Genomic DNA, 15,743 nt, shown 5'->3' on the forward strand with positions numbered 1-15,743 from the left:
GTAAAAATGAATAGGAAAGACATCATGAGACATGCGGTGTATGGCTTGGCAGGCTGGCTTGCCGTGCTATCGCTTTACAGCTGTAGCAAAACTGCTGACAGCGGAACAACCATCGGAGAAGCACGTGTAACGGTGCGGGTTGCTGGCGTAGAACTGGGAGATGACGGAGAGTTGGGCCCCGACGGGTCAGGTGCGCAAGCGCAGGCTCGAAAAGCGAACGCTGGTAAGCTGGTGCAACATGCCGACATGTCCTTGGCAGATTATTCGGATGATGGTGAATTGGTAGCCGTTGTGCCGTTTAGCGACGATTTAATGATTTTCGCATCATTGAAAGAGGAGGGGACTGTCAGTAAGCAACGGCAGGCTGTCGCTCGGTCGGGCAACAAGGCAAATGTGGTTTCTACGCCTTTGCAGCCTGGTGTGCGATACCGCATGGTGATATTCGATGCTACAGGAGCGTATGTCGATCAGCGCGAGTACATACATGGGCAAGAAGACTCTGCTCCGGCATTGCTCCTCGATGCGGGAAATACATATACCTTTGTGGCCTATTCTTTCAATAACAGTACAGCTATTGCTCCTTTTCCAACAAACAGGACACTCGCTACCGCGGGCCTAAGTGCGCTCTCGGGTCAATTTCTGTACTATAAACAGGCTGTAGAACTGGTCTACGGAACAAATAACTTAGGGATTGTGCTCAAGCACATGTTTAGTCAGATTAGTACGGTATTGACATTGGGAAATTCCACACAGGGAAATATTGAAGGTATTTCGGGTTCCGTCTTACGTCCCACGCGCGCCAGTGCTTCCATAGCCTTTGGGAACAGTAGCATGGCCTACGGCGCAACGGTCTCCAACGGAGCGCCCGTGACGTTCCCTAGTGTAGGTGGCGGCGTACGAACGGTCAATGGCGAGCCTGTCATGCTGATCGCGCCAACCACGACAAATGGCACCTTCCAATTTGAAATGCTGACGATCGATCGATATACCCGCCGAGACATTACGATCCCGGGTATCAAAATCAATCCCGGAAAGCGGTATACCTTGACTTTAAGAGTAGATATCTGTGTTAATCGGACCGCTGTTGCGCTTAATAGCGACGGGGGTGCCGTACGGACATACTCTGCGAACAATGCCAATCAGGGATTTATAGCCGATTTTACAGAGCTGGATAATTCCTTTCGTTTTCAGGTAAACGGAAATGATGTGATCCGAAACGCTAACGATGGCGAACTCCAATTTTCCAATTCGAGCACACATCCGCGCAACATACAGTTCACGGATGGTACGCAATATGGAGTAGAGCATACGCATATCTGGTATGTGCAGGGTACAGCGACAAATCCAGCCATTCGTCTAGTGATAGACCCCAACGGCCAAGTTGCGCTTTTTGGCAGCAAGGAGAGCGGCGGTGCTTTGTTTCCGCTGGTTCCTATGGCGGGCTTCCGATTCGCGACCCCTGCAGAGCTAGGATTTAATCCGAATGGGAACAATAGCATCCGGATCTCGCAGCAGATTTTGGGTCCAACGATTATGCGTGGAACCGTAGGGTCAAGGAGGCGCTGCACAAGCTAAACCCGAGTAGCGCTTTGGAGAAGGGAGGAAATAGCACGTGATTTTGAAAATAGTGCCAAGAACTCTTTTCTCCTGAAGATAACTTTTCTTTGCTTTTTTTGGAGGTTTTATTATCTTCGTGTACGTTACCGATCCTACTCTGCAGGGTCGGTTAAGCAAAAAGCATACATGGGTTTAACTAAAAAAATTATTGTTAATGGACGCATCATAACGCCTGCTGGGATCGTTGAGGGGCATACCCTGTACATCGAGGGAAAGCGGATAGCCGCATTGGGTACAGCTGACTATGGGGATGATAAGGTCGAAAGAATTGATGCGAAAGGAATGTATGTGAGCCCCGGTTTCATCGATTTACATGTACACGGTGGAGGTGGAGCCGACTTTATGGATGGAACCGTGGAAGCTTTCTTACGCGTGGCGGAAACGCATGTGCGGTTTGGAACTACGGCATTAAGTCCCACGACGTTGACCAGTGAGCTTGTCGATCTCTACCGCATCTTGGATGCCTATCGGGAAGCGGACATCCAAAATACCAAAGGAGCACAGTTTATTGGCGTACATCTGGAGGGCCCCTACTTCGCCTTAGAGCAGCGGGGAGCACAGGATCCCGCCTACATTCGGCATCCCGATCCGGAAGAGTACACGAAAGTATTGGCCTACTCCGATGATATTGCGCGTTGGAGCGCTGCGCCGGAACTGCCGGGAGCATTGGAGTTCGGCCGCTATGTTAAGTCATGCGGGAAGATGCTTGCGCTAGCACATACAGACGCGACCTATGATGAAGTCTTAGCCGGTTTCCAAGTCGGATATAACCTTGCTACACATTTTTATTCAGCAATGTCTACCGTCACCCGGAAAAATGCACTTCGGATTGCCGGTGCTATCGAAGCCTGTTATTTGATCGATGAAATGGATGTCGAGATCATTGCCGATGGGGTGCATGTACCAGCACCGTTGCTTAAACTTATCTATAAAATCAAAGGCCCTGATCGTATTGCGCTGGTAACAGATGCCATGCGGGCAGCAGGTACCGACGTGCGAGAAAGTGTGTTGGGTAATAAAAATCGTGGACTCCGAGTCTTGGTGGAAGATGGTGTTGCCAAGTTGCCAGATCGTACCGCATTTGCAGGCAGTGTAGCGACCGCCGACCGCTTGCTGCGCACCATGATGCAGGAGGGGGAAGTACCCTTGCTTGAAGCGGTGAAAATGATGACAGCCACACCTGCACGCATCGCCGGATTATTGGATAGCAAAGGAACGCTGGAGCCGGGCAAAGATGCCGATATCGTGCTGTTTGACGAGGAAATAAATGTAACACTATCCATCGTTAATGGGGATGTGCGATATATGAGTAAGAATTTCAATTAAAAAACGGGGTAAGATGCAAGAAGAACAGGAAAAGAACGGAACAGGAGTGAAAGAAATCGCACGAAGGGCAGGGGTTTCCATCGCTACCGTAGACCGGGTTTTGCACAATAGAACAGGTGTTTCGCCTGCAACAAAGGCGAAGATTTTAACGATCATTAAAGAGCTGGATTATCAGCCGAATATTTTTGCGCGCCGCCTGTCCTCCAATAAAACCATGTCGATTGCCGTGCTCATCCCGAGCGCCTCGGCCGAGTCGGCCTTTTGGGATCTCCCACGCCAAGGAATAAACAAAGCGGCAGCGGAAATTGCAGCATACGGCGTTGCTATCCACGAATTTTTATTCGATCAGGACGAGGTGAACACTTTCGAAGAACAGGTCTGTAAGGTGCTAGGCGGCGATTATGCTGCTGTTGTTCTAGCGCCGATGTTTGTGGATCGGGCGCAACAGTTTCTCGATGCCTGTGATCGAAAGAAGATACCGTGTGTGCTGATCAATTCGGACTTGCCAGCACATGATAACCGTTGGTATTATGGCCCTGACCTTTTTCAAAGTGGGAAAATGGGTGGACATCTATTACGTTACCTGTTGCCTAAGGGGAATATATTATTGGTCAATATTTCGAAGGAATTGGACACACATCATCATCTCCTGCGGAAAGAAGAAGGGTTGCGGGCCTACCTATCCGCGAATGGATTGAAACAGGAGTTGTATAAAATCGATATTCGCCATACCAACTATTCTGCAATAGCAAAAGCGCTCGATGCAAAGCGAGAAGAAATGCCGCCGGTGGATGCTGTTTTCGTCACAAACTCGCGTGTTGCGTCGGTGGCACGCTATATGGAAGAACAGCAGCTCGCGGAAAAGATATTGATAGGCTACGATTTTATTCCCGAGAATATCAATTACCTCGAGCGTGGAACCATAGACTTTTTGATTTGTCAGAAACCATTTGAACAAGGTTATCGTGCAATAAAAGGACTGTGCAGCAAGCTGATCTATGACGTTGATATGGATCGGGTAAATTTTATGCCGATCGATTTGGTCACCAAAGAAAACTTGAAGTCTTACGGAAAATAGGATCGCTAAAGACTGTGGCTCGGTAGCCCAATTTTTAATTTTTTTTGTATACAAATAGCTTTTTTACTATATTCGTTAACGTTACCGAATCGATGAAGGTGCATAGTTGCCTTCTTTTTTTGCAAGATTAACGGTAACGTTACCGTAAGCTAACTGGATTGACCTGTGACATATCGAGGGGGTATATTACCGGGATCAATAAAAGATAATAAATAATGAAATCGAACAAATTAATGCCATTCGTTTTAATGCTGTGTACGATGACGCTTCTTATGCAGCGAACAGCCCTGTCGAAAGATTTGCCTCCGCAAGATTTTTTGGTAAAAGGCTTTCATTTGGACCTGCGCATTCAAGTGATGCCGATAGAAGGTCTGAAGTCGTTTGCAAAAAAATTGGCCCAAAGCGGCATCAATACATTGATCATGGAGTGGGAAGGAACCTATCCTTTTGAAAAGCATCCCCTAATTGCCAATCGCTTTGCCTATAATAAACAGGAAATAGCGGATTTTGTACGCTACTGCGAGACCTTGAAATTGGACGTCATACCCTTGCAGCAGAGCTTTGGGCATGTCGAATATATTCTTCGCCATATCAGGTACAAGGAGCTGCGTGAAGATCAGAAAGATTATTCACAAATCAACCCCTTGAAAGAAGAGCTTGCCAAAGAACTGTTCACAGATTTGTACAGCGATTTGGTGTCTACCCATCAATCAGACTATATTCATATCGGAGGTGACGAAACCTATCTCCTAGGGCATTCAGAAGCCTCCAAAAAGAAAGTGGAAGCCGTGGGCAAAGGTCGGTTATATGGCGACTACATCAAGCTGCTATGCGATATCGTGGTGAGCTTGGGCAAAAGGCCTGTCCTATGGGCGGATATAGCTATGAAGTACCCCGAGGCTTTGAAAGGGCTGCCCAAGCAAACGGTATTTGTAGATTGGAATTATGGTTGGGACGTTAACATGTTTGGCAAACATGATAACCTGTTGAAGAGCGGATTCGAGATTTGGGGTGCCCCTTCCATTCGGAGCCATCCGGACAACTATTTTCTGACGCAGTGGGAAAAACACTTTGCGAACATTCGGGATTTTTTGCCTTTGGCCCGCCAATTCGGTTATAAGGGAATGGTGATGACCTCGTGGTCCACTTCTGGACTTTACTCGCCGGTGTGGGAAACTACGCGTGATATCGTAGACCTGTATGCCATCCGCCGCGTATATCCCATCGCTGGCTTCAACATGCTTATTGCGGCATACGTAGAGGCTTTGAAAGAAGCCGAGCCGATCGATATCGAGCAGTTTGTGTTCCGCTATGCCGACAACACCTATGGGTTGCCTCGCTCGGAAGCAACTATTTTTTGGAGCGCATTAAAGGCCATTCCTTATGAGATCAATCAAGGTACAATCAGTAGTTCCAATGTTTCGCTCGATGTTCTGCTCGATAGTGCCGAATGGATATCCGCTACCTTGAGCCAGATTAAGCCAAAGAAAAATAAAGAGGAATTTGAGCACTACCGGTTGATGGCTGATATCCGCCTGCAATATCTCCGGCACGCGGCTATAGAACGAGACGTAAATGCGCTGAGCTTTGCCAGTAAGGATATCCCGGCCGTCTTGAAAAAGCTGGAACGCTTGGATACGGCAAGTCTGGACAAACGCTTTGTGCAGTTAAATCGTAAAGTCTTGTATCCGGCCGAATTGCAGCAGGAGAATGAATTAAGGAATAGCAAGATTAGAATTTTACACGCACGTCTATCCAGAAATAAAGAGAGAAAATGAATAAGCCCATGAAAGTGATCTGTTTTTTTATTGCATGGATGTCGCTTGTGCAGTATGGATTTTGTCAGCAGCCCGATACGTTAGCACTTGAAGTCAGCTGGCAACCTTTGGAAAATAATTATCTGGGAAAGGAGCAGGCGTTGTCGATCTTGCAGATCAAGAACAAGAGTGCCCTTACCTTAAAAGGTGATTGGGGGATCTATTTTAATTTCATACGGATAATAACAGGCAAAGAAAAGGAGAAAAACATCAAGGTGACGCATCGCAATGGCGATCTGTTCACGCTGCAGCCCCAAGGAAAGCAGCGGACGCTGAAACCTGGTGATAGTATCCGGTATGAAATGCTTTCTGCGTCTTGGTTGGTCAACGCCAATGATGCGCCGCAAGGCTTTTACATCAAGTTTGCCGATGGACGCACCCAGCCATTGCCGGCGGTTAAAATCTTGCCTCCAGCGGATGACCGTAAGTTTTTTCGTGTGGGCGGCGATGTGGAAATGTCTCCCCAGAGGCTATTTGCCAAAAACAGCAGCATCCCGTTCAACACCGATTCAGTCTTTCCAACGGTCTTTCCATCCCCTAGCCAATATCAGGTAGCAGAAGGAGCATACCAGTTCCAACACACCTCCATTCTCTTCGACCCCATTTTCGCCGCTGAGGCCCAGCTGTTGGATACCTTATTTCAGACTTTGCTGGGGCAGCGGTTTCCTCTTTTCTCGGGTGTCAAAGAGGTTCCGAAGCATGCCGTTGTGTTCTACAAGCAGGACGATTTGGCCGATGAAGCGTATCGACTCGAGGTGAAACCGGATCAGATTAATATTTATGCCGCAGGCAATAGCGGCGCTTTTTATGCTGTGCAGAGCCTAAGATCTATGCTTTATGCCCAGAAAATCAATGGGCTCCCCAAATCCCTTCCTGCCGTATCCATCGCTGATGTACCTCGTTTTGGTAGAAGAGCTTTGATGCTTGATGTGGCGCGGAATTTCCAGTCCAAGCAACAAATTAAGAAAGTCTTGGATGTCATGGCACTCTACAAACTAAATACGCTGCATTTTCATTTAAACGACGATGAAGGTTGGCGGTTAGAGATTCCCGCCTTACCGGAATTGACCGAGGTGGGCGGGAGACGTGGAGACCTCGCCAACGACCAGAGTGCACATTTGCCGCCATCTTACGGATCTGGGCCCATCGTGGATGCACTTCCCGGATCGGGATATTATTCGAAAGACGATTTTATAGAGCTGTTGCGGTATGCTGCGGCACGTCATATTAAGATTATCCCAGAAGTGGAGACCCCGGGACATGCACGCGCAGCTATACAGGCCATGGAAAGGCGCTATCGAAGATTAGCGGAACAAGGAAAACTGGAGGAGGCTGCAAAGTATCTGCTTCGTGATGCGGGTGATCGTTCCGTTTACCGCTCGGTGCAAAAATGGAATGACAATGTGATGGACGTGTCTATGCCCTCGGTTTATTCTTTTATAGCAGTAGTGGTCGATGAACTATTGGCGATGTACGACGAAGCCGGTGTGCCGCTGGAAACAGTGCATCTTGGTGGAGACGAAGTGCCCCAAGGTGTTTGGGAAAAATCACCCGCCTTTGAACGATTGAAGCGCGCGGATGCAAGCATGCACAACGCCGACGACCTTTGGGACTATTATTTTGGCAAAGTGCACGAGATTCTGGCCGCGCGCAACCTTTATATGTCCGGTTGGGAAGAAGTCGGATTGCGGAAAGTCTCGGACGCACAGGGCAAGAAGAAATGGATTCCCAATGATCGTTTTAAAAGCCACAACATACACCTCAATGTTTGGAACAATTTGTTGGGGAATGAAGATTTGGCCTACAGATTGGCCAATGCCGGATATAAAGTAGTCCTTTCTTTCGTCAGCAATTTTTATATGGACATGGCGTATTACAAAAAATTTGATGAACCGGGTTTTTATTGGGGCGGTTTCATCGGTTTGGAAAAACCCTACAGCTTTATTCCGTATAATTACCTCAAGAATCAACAGCTAAATTATTTGGATCGTCCTTTAAGCCAGGCAACGCTTCAAGGGGCAGCGCAATTGACGGAAGAAGGCAAGCGCAATATTGTCGGCCTACAGGCGCTATTGTGGTCCGAAACCGTCAAAAGCCCCGCGCAAATGGAATATCTTCTTTTTCCAAGGTTATTGGCCTTTGCGGAGAAAGCTTGGGCGCAGGAAGCTGTTTGGGAAACGGAGGCAGACACCGGACGGTATAAGCTGCTGTTTGCCAAATCCCTCGGTAATTTCTATCAGGTAGTGGGCAAGCAAGAACTTCCTAAACTTGATTTCGTTGCAGGAGGCTTCCAATACCGCATCCCTTCTGTGGGCGTAAAGGTTATGGACGGATTGGTGCATGCAAATTGTGAACTGCCGGGCTTTGTCATTCGGTATGCAACAAACGGCGCAGCGCCCTCGGCAGATAGTCCGGCATACGAGCGGCCTCTTTCTAATCAAAAAGGGCTGGTGTTCGCTGCGTTTAACAGCTTGGGCAGATCAGGCGCCTTAACTGTGGTCGATCAAATCAAGGAGTAATGGGTATGAAAAAACAAATAGCTGTATCCGCGGCCTCTTTAACCAAAAGGGAGGCGCTCGTTTCCATTGCCCTTATCGGTTTGTTATTCTTTATTTTTGGTTTCGTCACTTGGATCAATGCCATACTTATTCCGTACTTCAAGATCGCCTGCGAGCTCAATCATTTTGAATCCTATCTTGTTGCATTTGCGTTTTACATCGCCTATTTAGTGATGTCGCTTCCGGCAGGCTACCTCCTGAAACGAATTGGATTCAAGCGCGGTATGATGTATGGGTTTTGGATCATGGCGTTCGGAGCCGCACTATTTGTGCCTGCCGGTTTTGGCCGTGTCTACGGGCTGTTTCTTGCTGGGCTTTTTACGCTAGGTATAGGATTGGCTATTCTGCAGACAGCGGCAAACCCCTATATCACCGTATTGGGAGATAAGGAGCGCGCCGCACAACGCTTTAGCATCATGGGTATATGCAATAAATTTGCAGGTATCGTGGCTCCGTTGCTTTTTGCAGCGGTCATACTGAAGCCCACGGACAATGCCTTGTTCGAACAACTAAAGACAATGGAAGGGCTGGCTAAAGAAAATGCGTTGGATGCTCTTATCGCACGGGTTATATTACCGTACAGCATCGTGGCGATAGTTTTGTTGCTACTAGGGATCTTTATTCGGTACTCTCCGCTGCCAGAGATTGATACCGATGTGGAGGACGAAGGACTTTCCTTATCCAACGCACATAAAAAGACGATCATGGACTTTCCCCATCTTGTTTTGGGAAGTATAGCTATCTTCTTCCATGTAGGCTCACAGGTCATCGCTGTGGATAGTATCATCAACTATGTATCCGCTACCGGCATACCGTTTTTGGAAGCAAAGGTTTTTCCTTCGTACACACTTACCGCCACGATTGTCGGTTACCTGTTAGGTATTTGGTGTGTCCCGCGATTTATTAGCCAACTATCAGCGTTGAAACTGTGCACCTTGGCAGGGCTCTGTTTCAGTTTTTTGGTGCTGTTTTCGGATGGAAGCGTCCATATTTTAGGGCACGAGACCTCGCCGTCCGTTTGGTTTGTTGTGCTGCTAGGTTTTGCAAATTCCATGATTTGGGCCGGCGTCTGGCCTTTGGCGCTATCCAATTTAGGCCGCTTCCTGAAAATTGGTGCGGCTTTGCTCATCATGGCGTTATGCGGAAATGCCATCATGCCGCTGCTCTATGGTTATTTGGCGGATATCTACGGACTTAAACAGGCTTACTGGGTTCTTGTGCCTTGCTACATGTACCTCATCTTCTATGCTTTCCGTGGACATAAGATCACGCATTGGAAAAGGGCGAGATAGATCGGAGATAAGGCTGCAACGATCAATGACGTTTCTCCGCAGTCGATTCGCGTACGATAAGTTCGGTTTTCAGGGTAATAACCTGATAATCGATCACATCGATTTCATCTTCTTCAATGTGTTGGATGAGTAGCCTCCCTGTTGCTTCACCCATTTGGAAAGCCCGATCATTGATGGTTGTGATGTGGGGCTCTACGATGGTGGCTATAGGGTAATTACTGAAACCGACGACCGCAACTTCTTCCGGGATGGCTGTGTGCCGTTTGTTCAACGTCTGTATAACAGCAGCTGCGGTGTAGTCGTTCGCGCAGAAAACTCCATCAGGACGGATGGACGAATCAAGTATCTTGCAGGCGCAGTCAACGCCTTCTTGGTAGCTTAAATGTTGCGCCTCCAAAATCAAATCCTCGTAAACCACAAGTCCATTTTTTTCGATGGCCGCCTTAAAACCTTCCAGCCGCTTTTTGAAGATGCCAGTCGTTTGGTTGCCGGCTATGTGTGCCAAACGGGTTTTTCCCTGCTGGATAAGGTGCTCTGTAGCGAGGTATGCCGATTCGAAGTCATTGATCATGACCTTGTTTGTTTCAAAGCTATCGGGTGTACGGTCATAGAAGACCAGCGGCACTTTCGATTTTAGCAATTTTTTGAAATGGTCATAGTTTTTGGTTTCCATGGCCAAACAGACAATAATGCCCTCCACCATTTTGGTCTGTAAAATCTTGACGATCTCTTTCTCCCGCTTGTAAGAGTCCTGTGATTGAAAGATGGTGACGTGGTACCCACTTTTATACGCAAACGCCTCGATGCCACTGATCACCCGCGAGTGGAAGTCGATATCGATGCGTGGTACAATCACGCCGATGGCTTTTGTTTTTCTGCTGCGAAAGCTCGACGCGATAGAATTCGGCGCAAAACCAAGCCTATCGGCGACCCCATTTACCAGTTCTTTCGTCTGATCGCTGATTCCTGGATGATTCGCCAATGCCCTGGAGATGGTCGACGTAGACAAATTTAATTCCTGCGCCAAGTCCTTTATGGTAATGCGTGTCGCCTTTTTATGCTTCATTTTTCCCTCAAAAATAAATTGTTGCTTAGCCGTGCCTGCTCTTGGTAGCCATACGTATACCGTGCAATGCATCGCTAATATAGGGTAAATCTTTGATTTATCTTTTACGATATTCTTGGCATTTAGCGTATCCCCTCATATTGCTTATGGTTGAGGTGTTATAAAGGTATCATCGCTCAACTTTTTAACAAACGTTTGCATAAAAATTGCATTTTTTAAGTTATTTTAATCGTATTGGTAATATCGTTTTTATAGCTTTATATTCTCAAATAGCTCGTATATTGCTAATTATAAATGGATATTACTGATTTATTTTTAAAAATATATTATGCAATCATTTGCATAATATATTGCAATAGATTACATTTGATGTATAAAATACTACGGATTACAAAACCTGAAATCTTTTACATTATGAATGTACCTACTAGCCGAGTTTACCCTATTTCTAGACGAAATCGGTTTTTGGAAAGCCTTTGCGTCTTTCTTGTTTTCAATCTCTTGTTTTTTCACGATGTTTCTGCGCAAACCCGGACGGTTACGGGGCAAATAACGGATGCCGACAATGGGCAGCCCCTGTTGGGGGCGAATGTTTTTGTCCAGGGAACCAATCGCGGGACAAGCACAGGCGAGGGGGGGCGTTTCTCGTTGCCCGGTGTGCAAGCCGGAGACGTGATTCGTGTTGCCATGATTGGTTATGTCGCTCAGACCGTAACGATCAACCAGCAACAATCCGTGACCATGATGTTAAAGCCTTCCACCAATGTGCTGGAGGAAATGGTCGTCGTCGGGTACGGGCAGCAGAAAAAGCGGAACTTGACCGGTTCCGTCGTGTCGGTTGGTTCCGAAGAAATCGAAAAGACGACCCTGCAAGATCCCATTTCTATCCTGCAAGGGCGTGCCGCCGGTGTGCAGGTGACATCCAACTCGGGTGCGCCGGGCGGTGAGATGACGATCCGGGTGCGCGGAAACTCCTCGCTCAACGCTGGGAACAATCCGCTTTTTGTCGTGGATGGTATACCCATAGAGTCCAACTCGATCTCTTCGCTGAACGGTTCCGAAAATTTTGGGTTGAACCCATTGGCGGACCTCAATCCCACGGACATTGCTTCGATAGAGATCTTGAAAGATGCGGCGTCTACAGCGATCTATGGTTCGCGCGCGGCAAACGGCGTGGTCATGATCACCACGAAACGTGGTGCCGAGGGCAAGGCTGAAGTAAATCTGAACGTTACATCTGGAGTGAGCGCGATTACGCGTAAGCTGAGTGTGCTGAATGCAAGTCAGTATCGGCAGCTTATATTGGATTCCTACACCAATTTGGGTACAACCGAGGAGCCCTACTATACGATCATTGATTCCCTCAATCCGATGAATAACGGTGATGTCGATTGGCAGGAAGAGCTCATGCGTCCTGCGGGGCAATATAAGGTGGATCTTTCCGTCCGCGGCGGCAACAAAAGCACGCGGTACGCTTGGAGCTCTTCTTACATGGATCAAGATGGGATCATTTTGAACTCCAATTATAAGCGTATTACGTCCCGCCTAAACGTTGACTTCGATATTTCGGAGAAGCTGACCGTTGGACAAAGTATCTCCTTCACCAATGCGACCAACAACCGGATCAACGCTGGGGGCGTAGGAAACCTAAGCGTTATTCGTGAATTGCTTGTCCGTCCGCCGATTATGTCGATGTATCTACCCGATGGATCATTGAATGGCTACTCGCTTGGACGTCGTAACCCGGTTGGGATTGCGCTGTATGCTACACATCTCAATAAGAGCAATCGCTTGATCGGTAGCCAATACTTGGAATACAAGATTATTCCAGGGCTTAAATTCCGCAGTAACCTTAATTTTGACTATACATCGATGAAGGAAGATGAGTTTATGCCTTCTACGCTAGACTACCGCGAAGGGTACAATACCGGTGCCGTTCGGTCCACCGGAAACTTGACTTGGGGCAACGAAAGCTACTTCAGCTACAACAGGCAGTTGGGTGATGGGCATAATTTCGGCGCGGTGGCGGGAATGAGTTTTCAGCAATGGCGTTACGATCGGACAGGGCTGGACGGCATGTTCTTTCCGAGCGATAACATCCGGACGTTAAATGCTGCCGGTGTAATTTCCAATCAGGGGGTCAACGTGGCGTCGGAGCATGCCATGCTATCTTACTTTGGGCGGGTTTCCTACGATTATATGTCCAAGTATTTAGCCGAGGTGAATTTGCGGGCGGATGGTTCTTCCCGTTTCGGGCGCGACCAGCGATTTGGTTACTTTCCATCGGCTTCGGTAGGCTGGCGCTTTTCCGAAGAAGCGGGAGTCAAGAATCTCACTTTCCTAAATGATGGAAAGCTGCGGTTCAGCGCAGGGATGACCGGAAACGAGGCCATTGGCGATTATACCTCGCAAGGCGAATTCAGTCTTGCAGGAAATTACCTGGATTTTGCCGGTGCTGTTCCGACGGTAATGCCCAATGCCGGACTGACCTGGGAAACTACCACGCAATACAACGCGGGGGTCGATTTGGCCTTCCTCGCAAACCGACTGATCTTCAACGCAGATTTTTACGTGAAAAACACGAAAGACCTGTTGTATAATGTGCCTATACCAAACACGACGGGATTTAGTTACATCACACAAAATATAGGCTCTATTCAGAATAGGGGCGCAGAGTTTGTGCTGAGCAGTAAAAATCTGCAAGGAAACTTTAGATGGGGCACAAACCTGAACATCAGCTTGAATAGAAATAAGGTAACGTCACTTCCTGAAAACCTGCTGACAAATGGCTATATCCAAAATGGTACGTACCACATCTTGAAAGAAGGCCTCCCGATCGGTGTGTTTTACGGCTGGCGTTTCGACGGCGTCTATGCGTCTGATGCGGATAATGTTAACGGCGTTACCCACGGTGCGTCGGGTCCGGCTTTCCAAGGGGGCGATCCTATATGGCATGACTTGAATGGTGATAACATCATCAATCAGGACGATCGGCAAATCATTGGGTATGCAGAGCCGAAGTTTTTCGGCGGTATATCGAACGATTTCAGTTACAAGAATTTTTCCTTGAATGTGTTCTTCCAGTTTGCGACGGGCAACGATATCTATAGCGAAATAAACCATCAACGCAATTCCGTTATTCGCTATAACAACCTTTCTACAGATGCGCTAAACAGATGGCGGCAACAGGGCGATGTGACCAATTTTCCGAAACCCGTTCGGGACGATCCGCGACAGTCGGACAGTCGTGTGCAGAGCCGCTGGGTGGAAGACGGTTCCTATGTCAAGCTAAAGAACGTGAACTTCCGGTATACTTTTTCACCTTCTTTGGTCCAGCGCATTGGGTTACGAAAAGTAGACGCATTTGTGACAGCCACAAACCTGATCACTTGGACACGCTATACGGGATTTGATCCAGATGTAAATTCCTACTCAGGACTCCGCGTTGGTGTAGACGAAGGATCGTACCCCCAGAGCCGCACCTTTATTTTCGGATTAAATATTGGTCTCTAAAAAGCGATTGAACATGAAAACTATCAAGAGTAACAAAAACAAGCGATCAATGGCAGCTATTGGGCTCTTTGCTGCTAGATACTACTTAAAAGACATCAAGATGAAAACATTAGCGATACGTATTATCGGCAGTATAGGGATAGCGATGCTGGGTTCCTGCGCCGATTCGATATTAAATAAAGATCCGATCAGCAGTTTTTCTGCAGACGGTTTTTACAAAACAGCCAGCGATGCGCAGGCCGGCGTTTACGGTATCTATAGCGGCGTGCAATCCGCTTTTAGGCTCAATTTTGCCTATTGGGGTGAAGGAAGGGCCGATGCGGTGCAGACCAACCACGCGGGAGATCCATTTGCCCTCCAGCAAAATCTACTGACGCCTATTATCACATCGGCCAGATGGGACAACTTATACGTTATCATCAGTCGCGCTAATTATGCCATAAAATACATCCCGACGGTATTCGAAAGCGAAGATAGCGCCTTGCGTAATCAATTGCTGGGGCAGTCGCGTGCACTCCGCGCGCTAGCCTATTTCTACCTGGTGCGGGTGTGGGGAGATGTGCCGTTGGTACTGGAGCCGTATGAAAGCATAAACCAAGAGCTTTTCGTGTCAAAAACCAGTAGCGGAGCCGTTTTGGATCAAATCGAGGAGGATCTCCTATTTGCTTCCGCAAACTGTGCGGCAAGCTACGGAGGCGAGCGCAATCGGGTGTTGATTACTAAAGGTGGCGCGGATGCCCTGCTAACCCAAGTATACATGTGGCGAAAGAAGTATGCAGAAGCGGTGGAATCTGCCGACCGGGTATTGGACAACTCCCTGTATGCGCTGGTCGCCATGAGTGCCTGGAACGATATTTTCGCAGGCGGCCTTAGTACGGAGAGTATTTTTGAGGTTGGTTACAACGAGGTGCAGACGAACGCGCTTCGGGTCCTGTATGCATTAGGTTCCGATGCGGATTATTTCCCGAGCGAATCGTTTCGCAACTCGTTTGAAGACGGAGATCTCCGCAGAACGCGAATATGGGACAACACGCAAGCGCAGCCCCGCAAAATCTGGAAGTTTTTTGGCGAAGGCTTCAACGACGAAAGTGCAGACCCTTCGGCCAACAACATTGTAATGCTGCGGTTGGCTGATATTATGCTGTTGAAAGCAGAAGCACACGCCAACCTAAATCAGGCGGATCTGGCACTGCCCCTGCTCAATACCATTCGTCGTCGCGCAGGATTGGAAGCCTTGGATGTAGCAAGTGCCACTAGTTTGTACGGTGATTTGGTATCGGCTATTTTGCATGAGCGGTCAATAGAGCTGTGTTTCGAAGGCCATCGTTGGTTCGATCTTGTCCGTACCGGGCGCGCCATAGAGACCATGCAGCCGATCAATGGGCTTTCCAGTGCGGAGAATATCTTTTGGCCGATACATGAAGATGCGATCAATAGGAATCCGAATATTGAACAAAACGATTTTTACAAATAAGC

The 15,743-nt window shown here is 47.9% G+C and carries 9 protein-coding genes; 8 read left to right on the forward strand and 1 reads right to left on the reverse strand.

The genetic code is table 11. From position 1 onward, the window contains the following. The first annotated feature begins 6 nt into the window (after positions 1–6). The 6 genes from IE165_RS11975 (at position 7) to IE165_RS12000 (ending at position 9,688) form a co-directional block, all read left to right on the forward strand. Positions 7–1,575 (forward strand): fimbrillin family protein, encoded by a 1,569-nt coding sequence (locus tag IE165_RS11975; protein ID WP_189626863.1) that lies wholly within the window; start codon positions 7–9, stop codon positions 1,573–1,575. Positions 1,576–1,743: 168 nt separating this feature from the next. Next, positions 1,744–2,943 carry an N-acetylglucosamine-6-phosphate deacetylase gene (nagA, locus tag IE165_RS11980; RefSeq protein ID WP_189626864.1) on the forward strand — a complete coding sequence of 400 codons (1,200 nt, stop codon included), beginning with the start codon at positions 1,744–1,746 and terminating at the stop codon, positions 2,941–2,943. Positions 2,944–2,956: 13 nt separating this feature from the next. Then, complete coding sequence (locus IE165_RS11985; RefSeq protein ID WP_189626865.1) at positions 2,957–4,021, forward strand: LacI family DNA-binding transcriptional regulator; 1,065 nt, start codon at positions 2,957–2,959, stop codon at positions 4,019–4,021. Between the two features lie 215 nt (positions 4,022–4,236). Continuing rightward, positions 4,237–5,799 (forward strand): beta-N-acetylhexosaminidase, encoded by a 1,563-nt coding sequence (locus IE165_RS11990; protein WP_229826527.1) that lies wholly within the window; start codon positions 4,237–4,239, stop codon positions 5,797–5,799. Next, a complete protein-coding gene (locus tag IE165_RS11995) occupies positions 5,796–8,357 on the forward strand; it encodes a family 20 glycosylhydrolase (protein ID WP_229826528.1) in 2,562 nt (853 codons plus the stop codon). Before IE165_RS11990 ends, IE165_RS11995 begins: the two co-directional genes overlap by 4 nt. Positions 8,358–8,362: 5 nt before the next feature. Beyond that, on the forward strand, positions 8,363–9,688 hold the full coding sequence (locus IE165_RS12000; RefSeq protein ID WP_189626866.1) for a sugar MFS transporter: 1,326 nt from the start codon (positions 8,363–8,365) through the stop codon (positions 9,686–9,688). 22 nt (positions 9,689–9,710) lie between these two features. On the opposite strand, the gene IE165_RS12005 is transcribed toward IE165_RS12000, so the two are convergent. Next, positions 9,711–10,754, reverse strand: a complete 1,044-nt coding sequence (locus tag IE165_RS12005) for a LacI family DNA-binding transcriptional regulator (RefSeq protein ID WP_189626867.1) — start codon at positions 10,752–10,754, stop codon at positions 9,711–9,713. 414 nt (positions 10,755–11,168) lie between these two features. Between IE165_RS12005 and IE165_RS12010 the strand changes: the two genes are divergently transcribed. Together IE165_RS12010 and IE165_RS12015 are read left to right on the forward strand one after the other, a co-directional pair. Further along, the gene (locus IE165_RS12010; protein WP_189626868.1) at positions 11,169–14,267 is read left to right on the forward strand and encodes a SusC/RagA family TonB-linked outer membrane protein; all 3,099 of its coding nucleotides are present in this window, start codon (positions 11,169–11,171) and stop codon (positions 14,265–14,267) included. Positions 14,268–14,280: 13 nt separating this feature from the next. After that, on the forward strand, positions 14,281–15,741 hold the full coding sequence (locus IE165_RS12015; RefSeq protein ID WP_229826529.1) for a RagB/SusD family nutrient uptake outer membrane protein: 1,461 nt from the start codon (positions 14,281–14,283) through the stop codon (positions 15,739–15,741). The last annotated feature ends 2 nt before the right edge of the window (positions 15,742–15,743 follow it).

This window comes from Sphingobacterium griseoflavum (assembly GCF_014653155.1).
Classification (GTDB): domain Bacteria; phylum Bacteroidota; class Bacteroidia; order Sphingobacteriales; family Sphingobacteriaceae; genus Sphingobacterium; species Sphingobacterium griseoflavum.

Bases quoted from the DNA above. Each gene is read 5' to 3' on its own strand.
- IE165_RS11975 (WP_189626863.1), top strand. From the start codon at position 7: ATGAATAGGAAAGACATCATGAGACATGCGGTGTATGGCTTGGCAGGC.
- nagA (WP_189626864.1), top strand. From the start codon at position 1,744: ATGGGTTTAACTAAAAAAATTATTGTTAATGGACGCATCATAACGCCT.
- IE165_RS11985 (WP_189626865.1), top strand. From the start codon at position 2,957: ATGCAAGAAGAACAGGAAAAGAACGGAACAGGAGTGAAAGAAATCGCA.
- IE165_RS11990 (WP_229826527.1), top strand. From the start codon at position 4,237: ATGAAATCGAACAAATTAATGCCATTCGTTTTAATGCTGTGTACGATG.
- IE165_RS11995 (WP_229826528.1), top strand. From the start codon at position 5,796: ATGAATAAGCCCATGAAAGTGATCTGTTTTTTTATTGCATGGATGTCG.
- IE165_RS12000 (WP_189626866.1), top strand. From the start codon at position 8,363: ATGAAAAAACAAATAGCTGTATCCGCGGCCTCTTTAACCAAAAGGGAG.
- IE165_RS12005 (WP_189626867.1), bottom strand. From the start codon at position 10,754: ATGAAGCATAAAAAGGCGACACGCATTACCATAAAGGACTTGGCGCAG.
- IE165_RS12010 (WP_189626868.1), top strand. From the start codon at position 11,169: ATGAATGTACCTACTAGCCGAGTTTACCCTATTTCTAGACGAAATCGG.
- IE165_RS12015 (WP_229826529.1), top strand. From the start codon at position 14,281: ATGAAAACTATCAAGAGTAACAAAAACAAGCGATCAATGGCAGCTATT.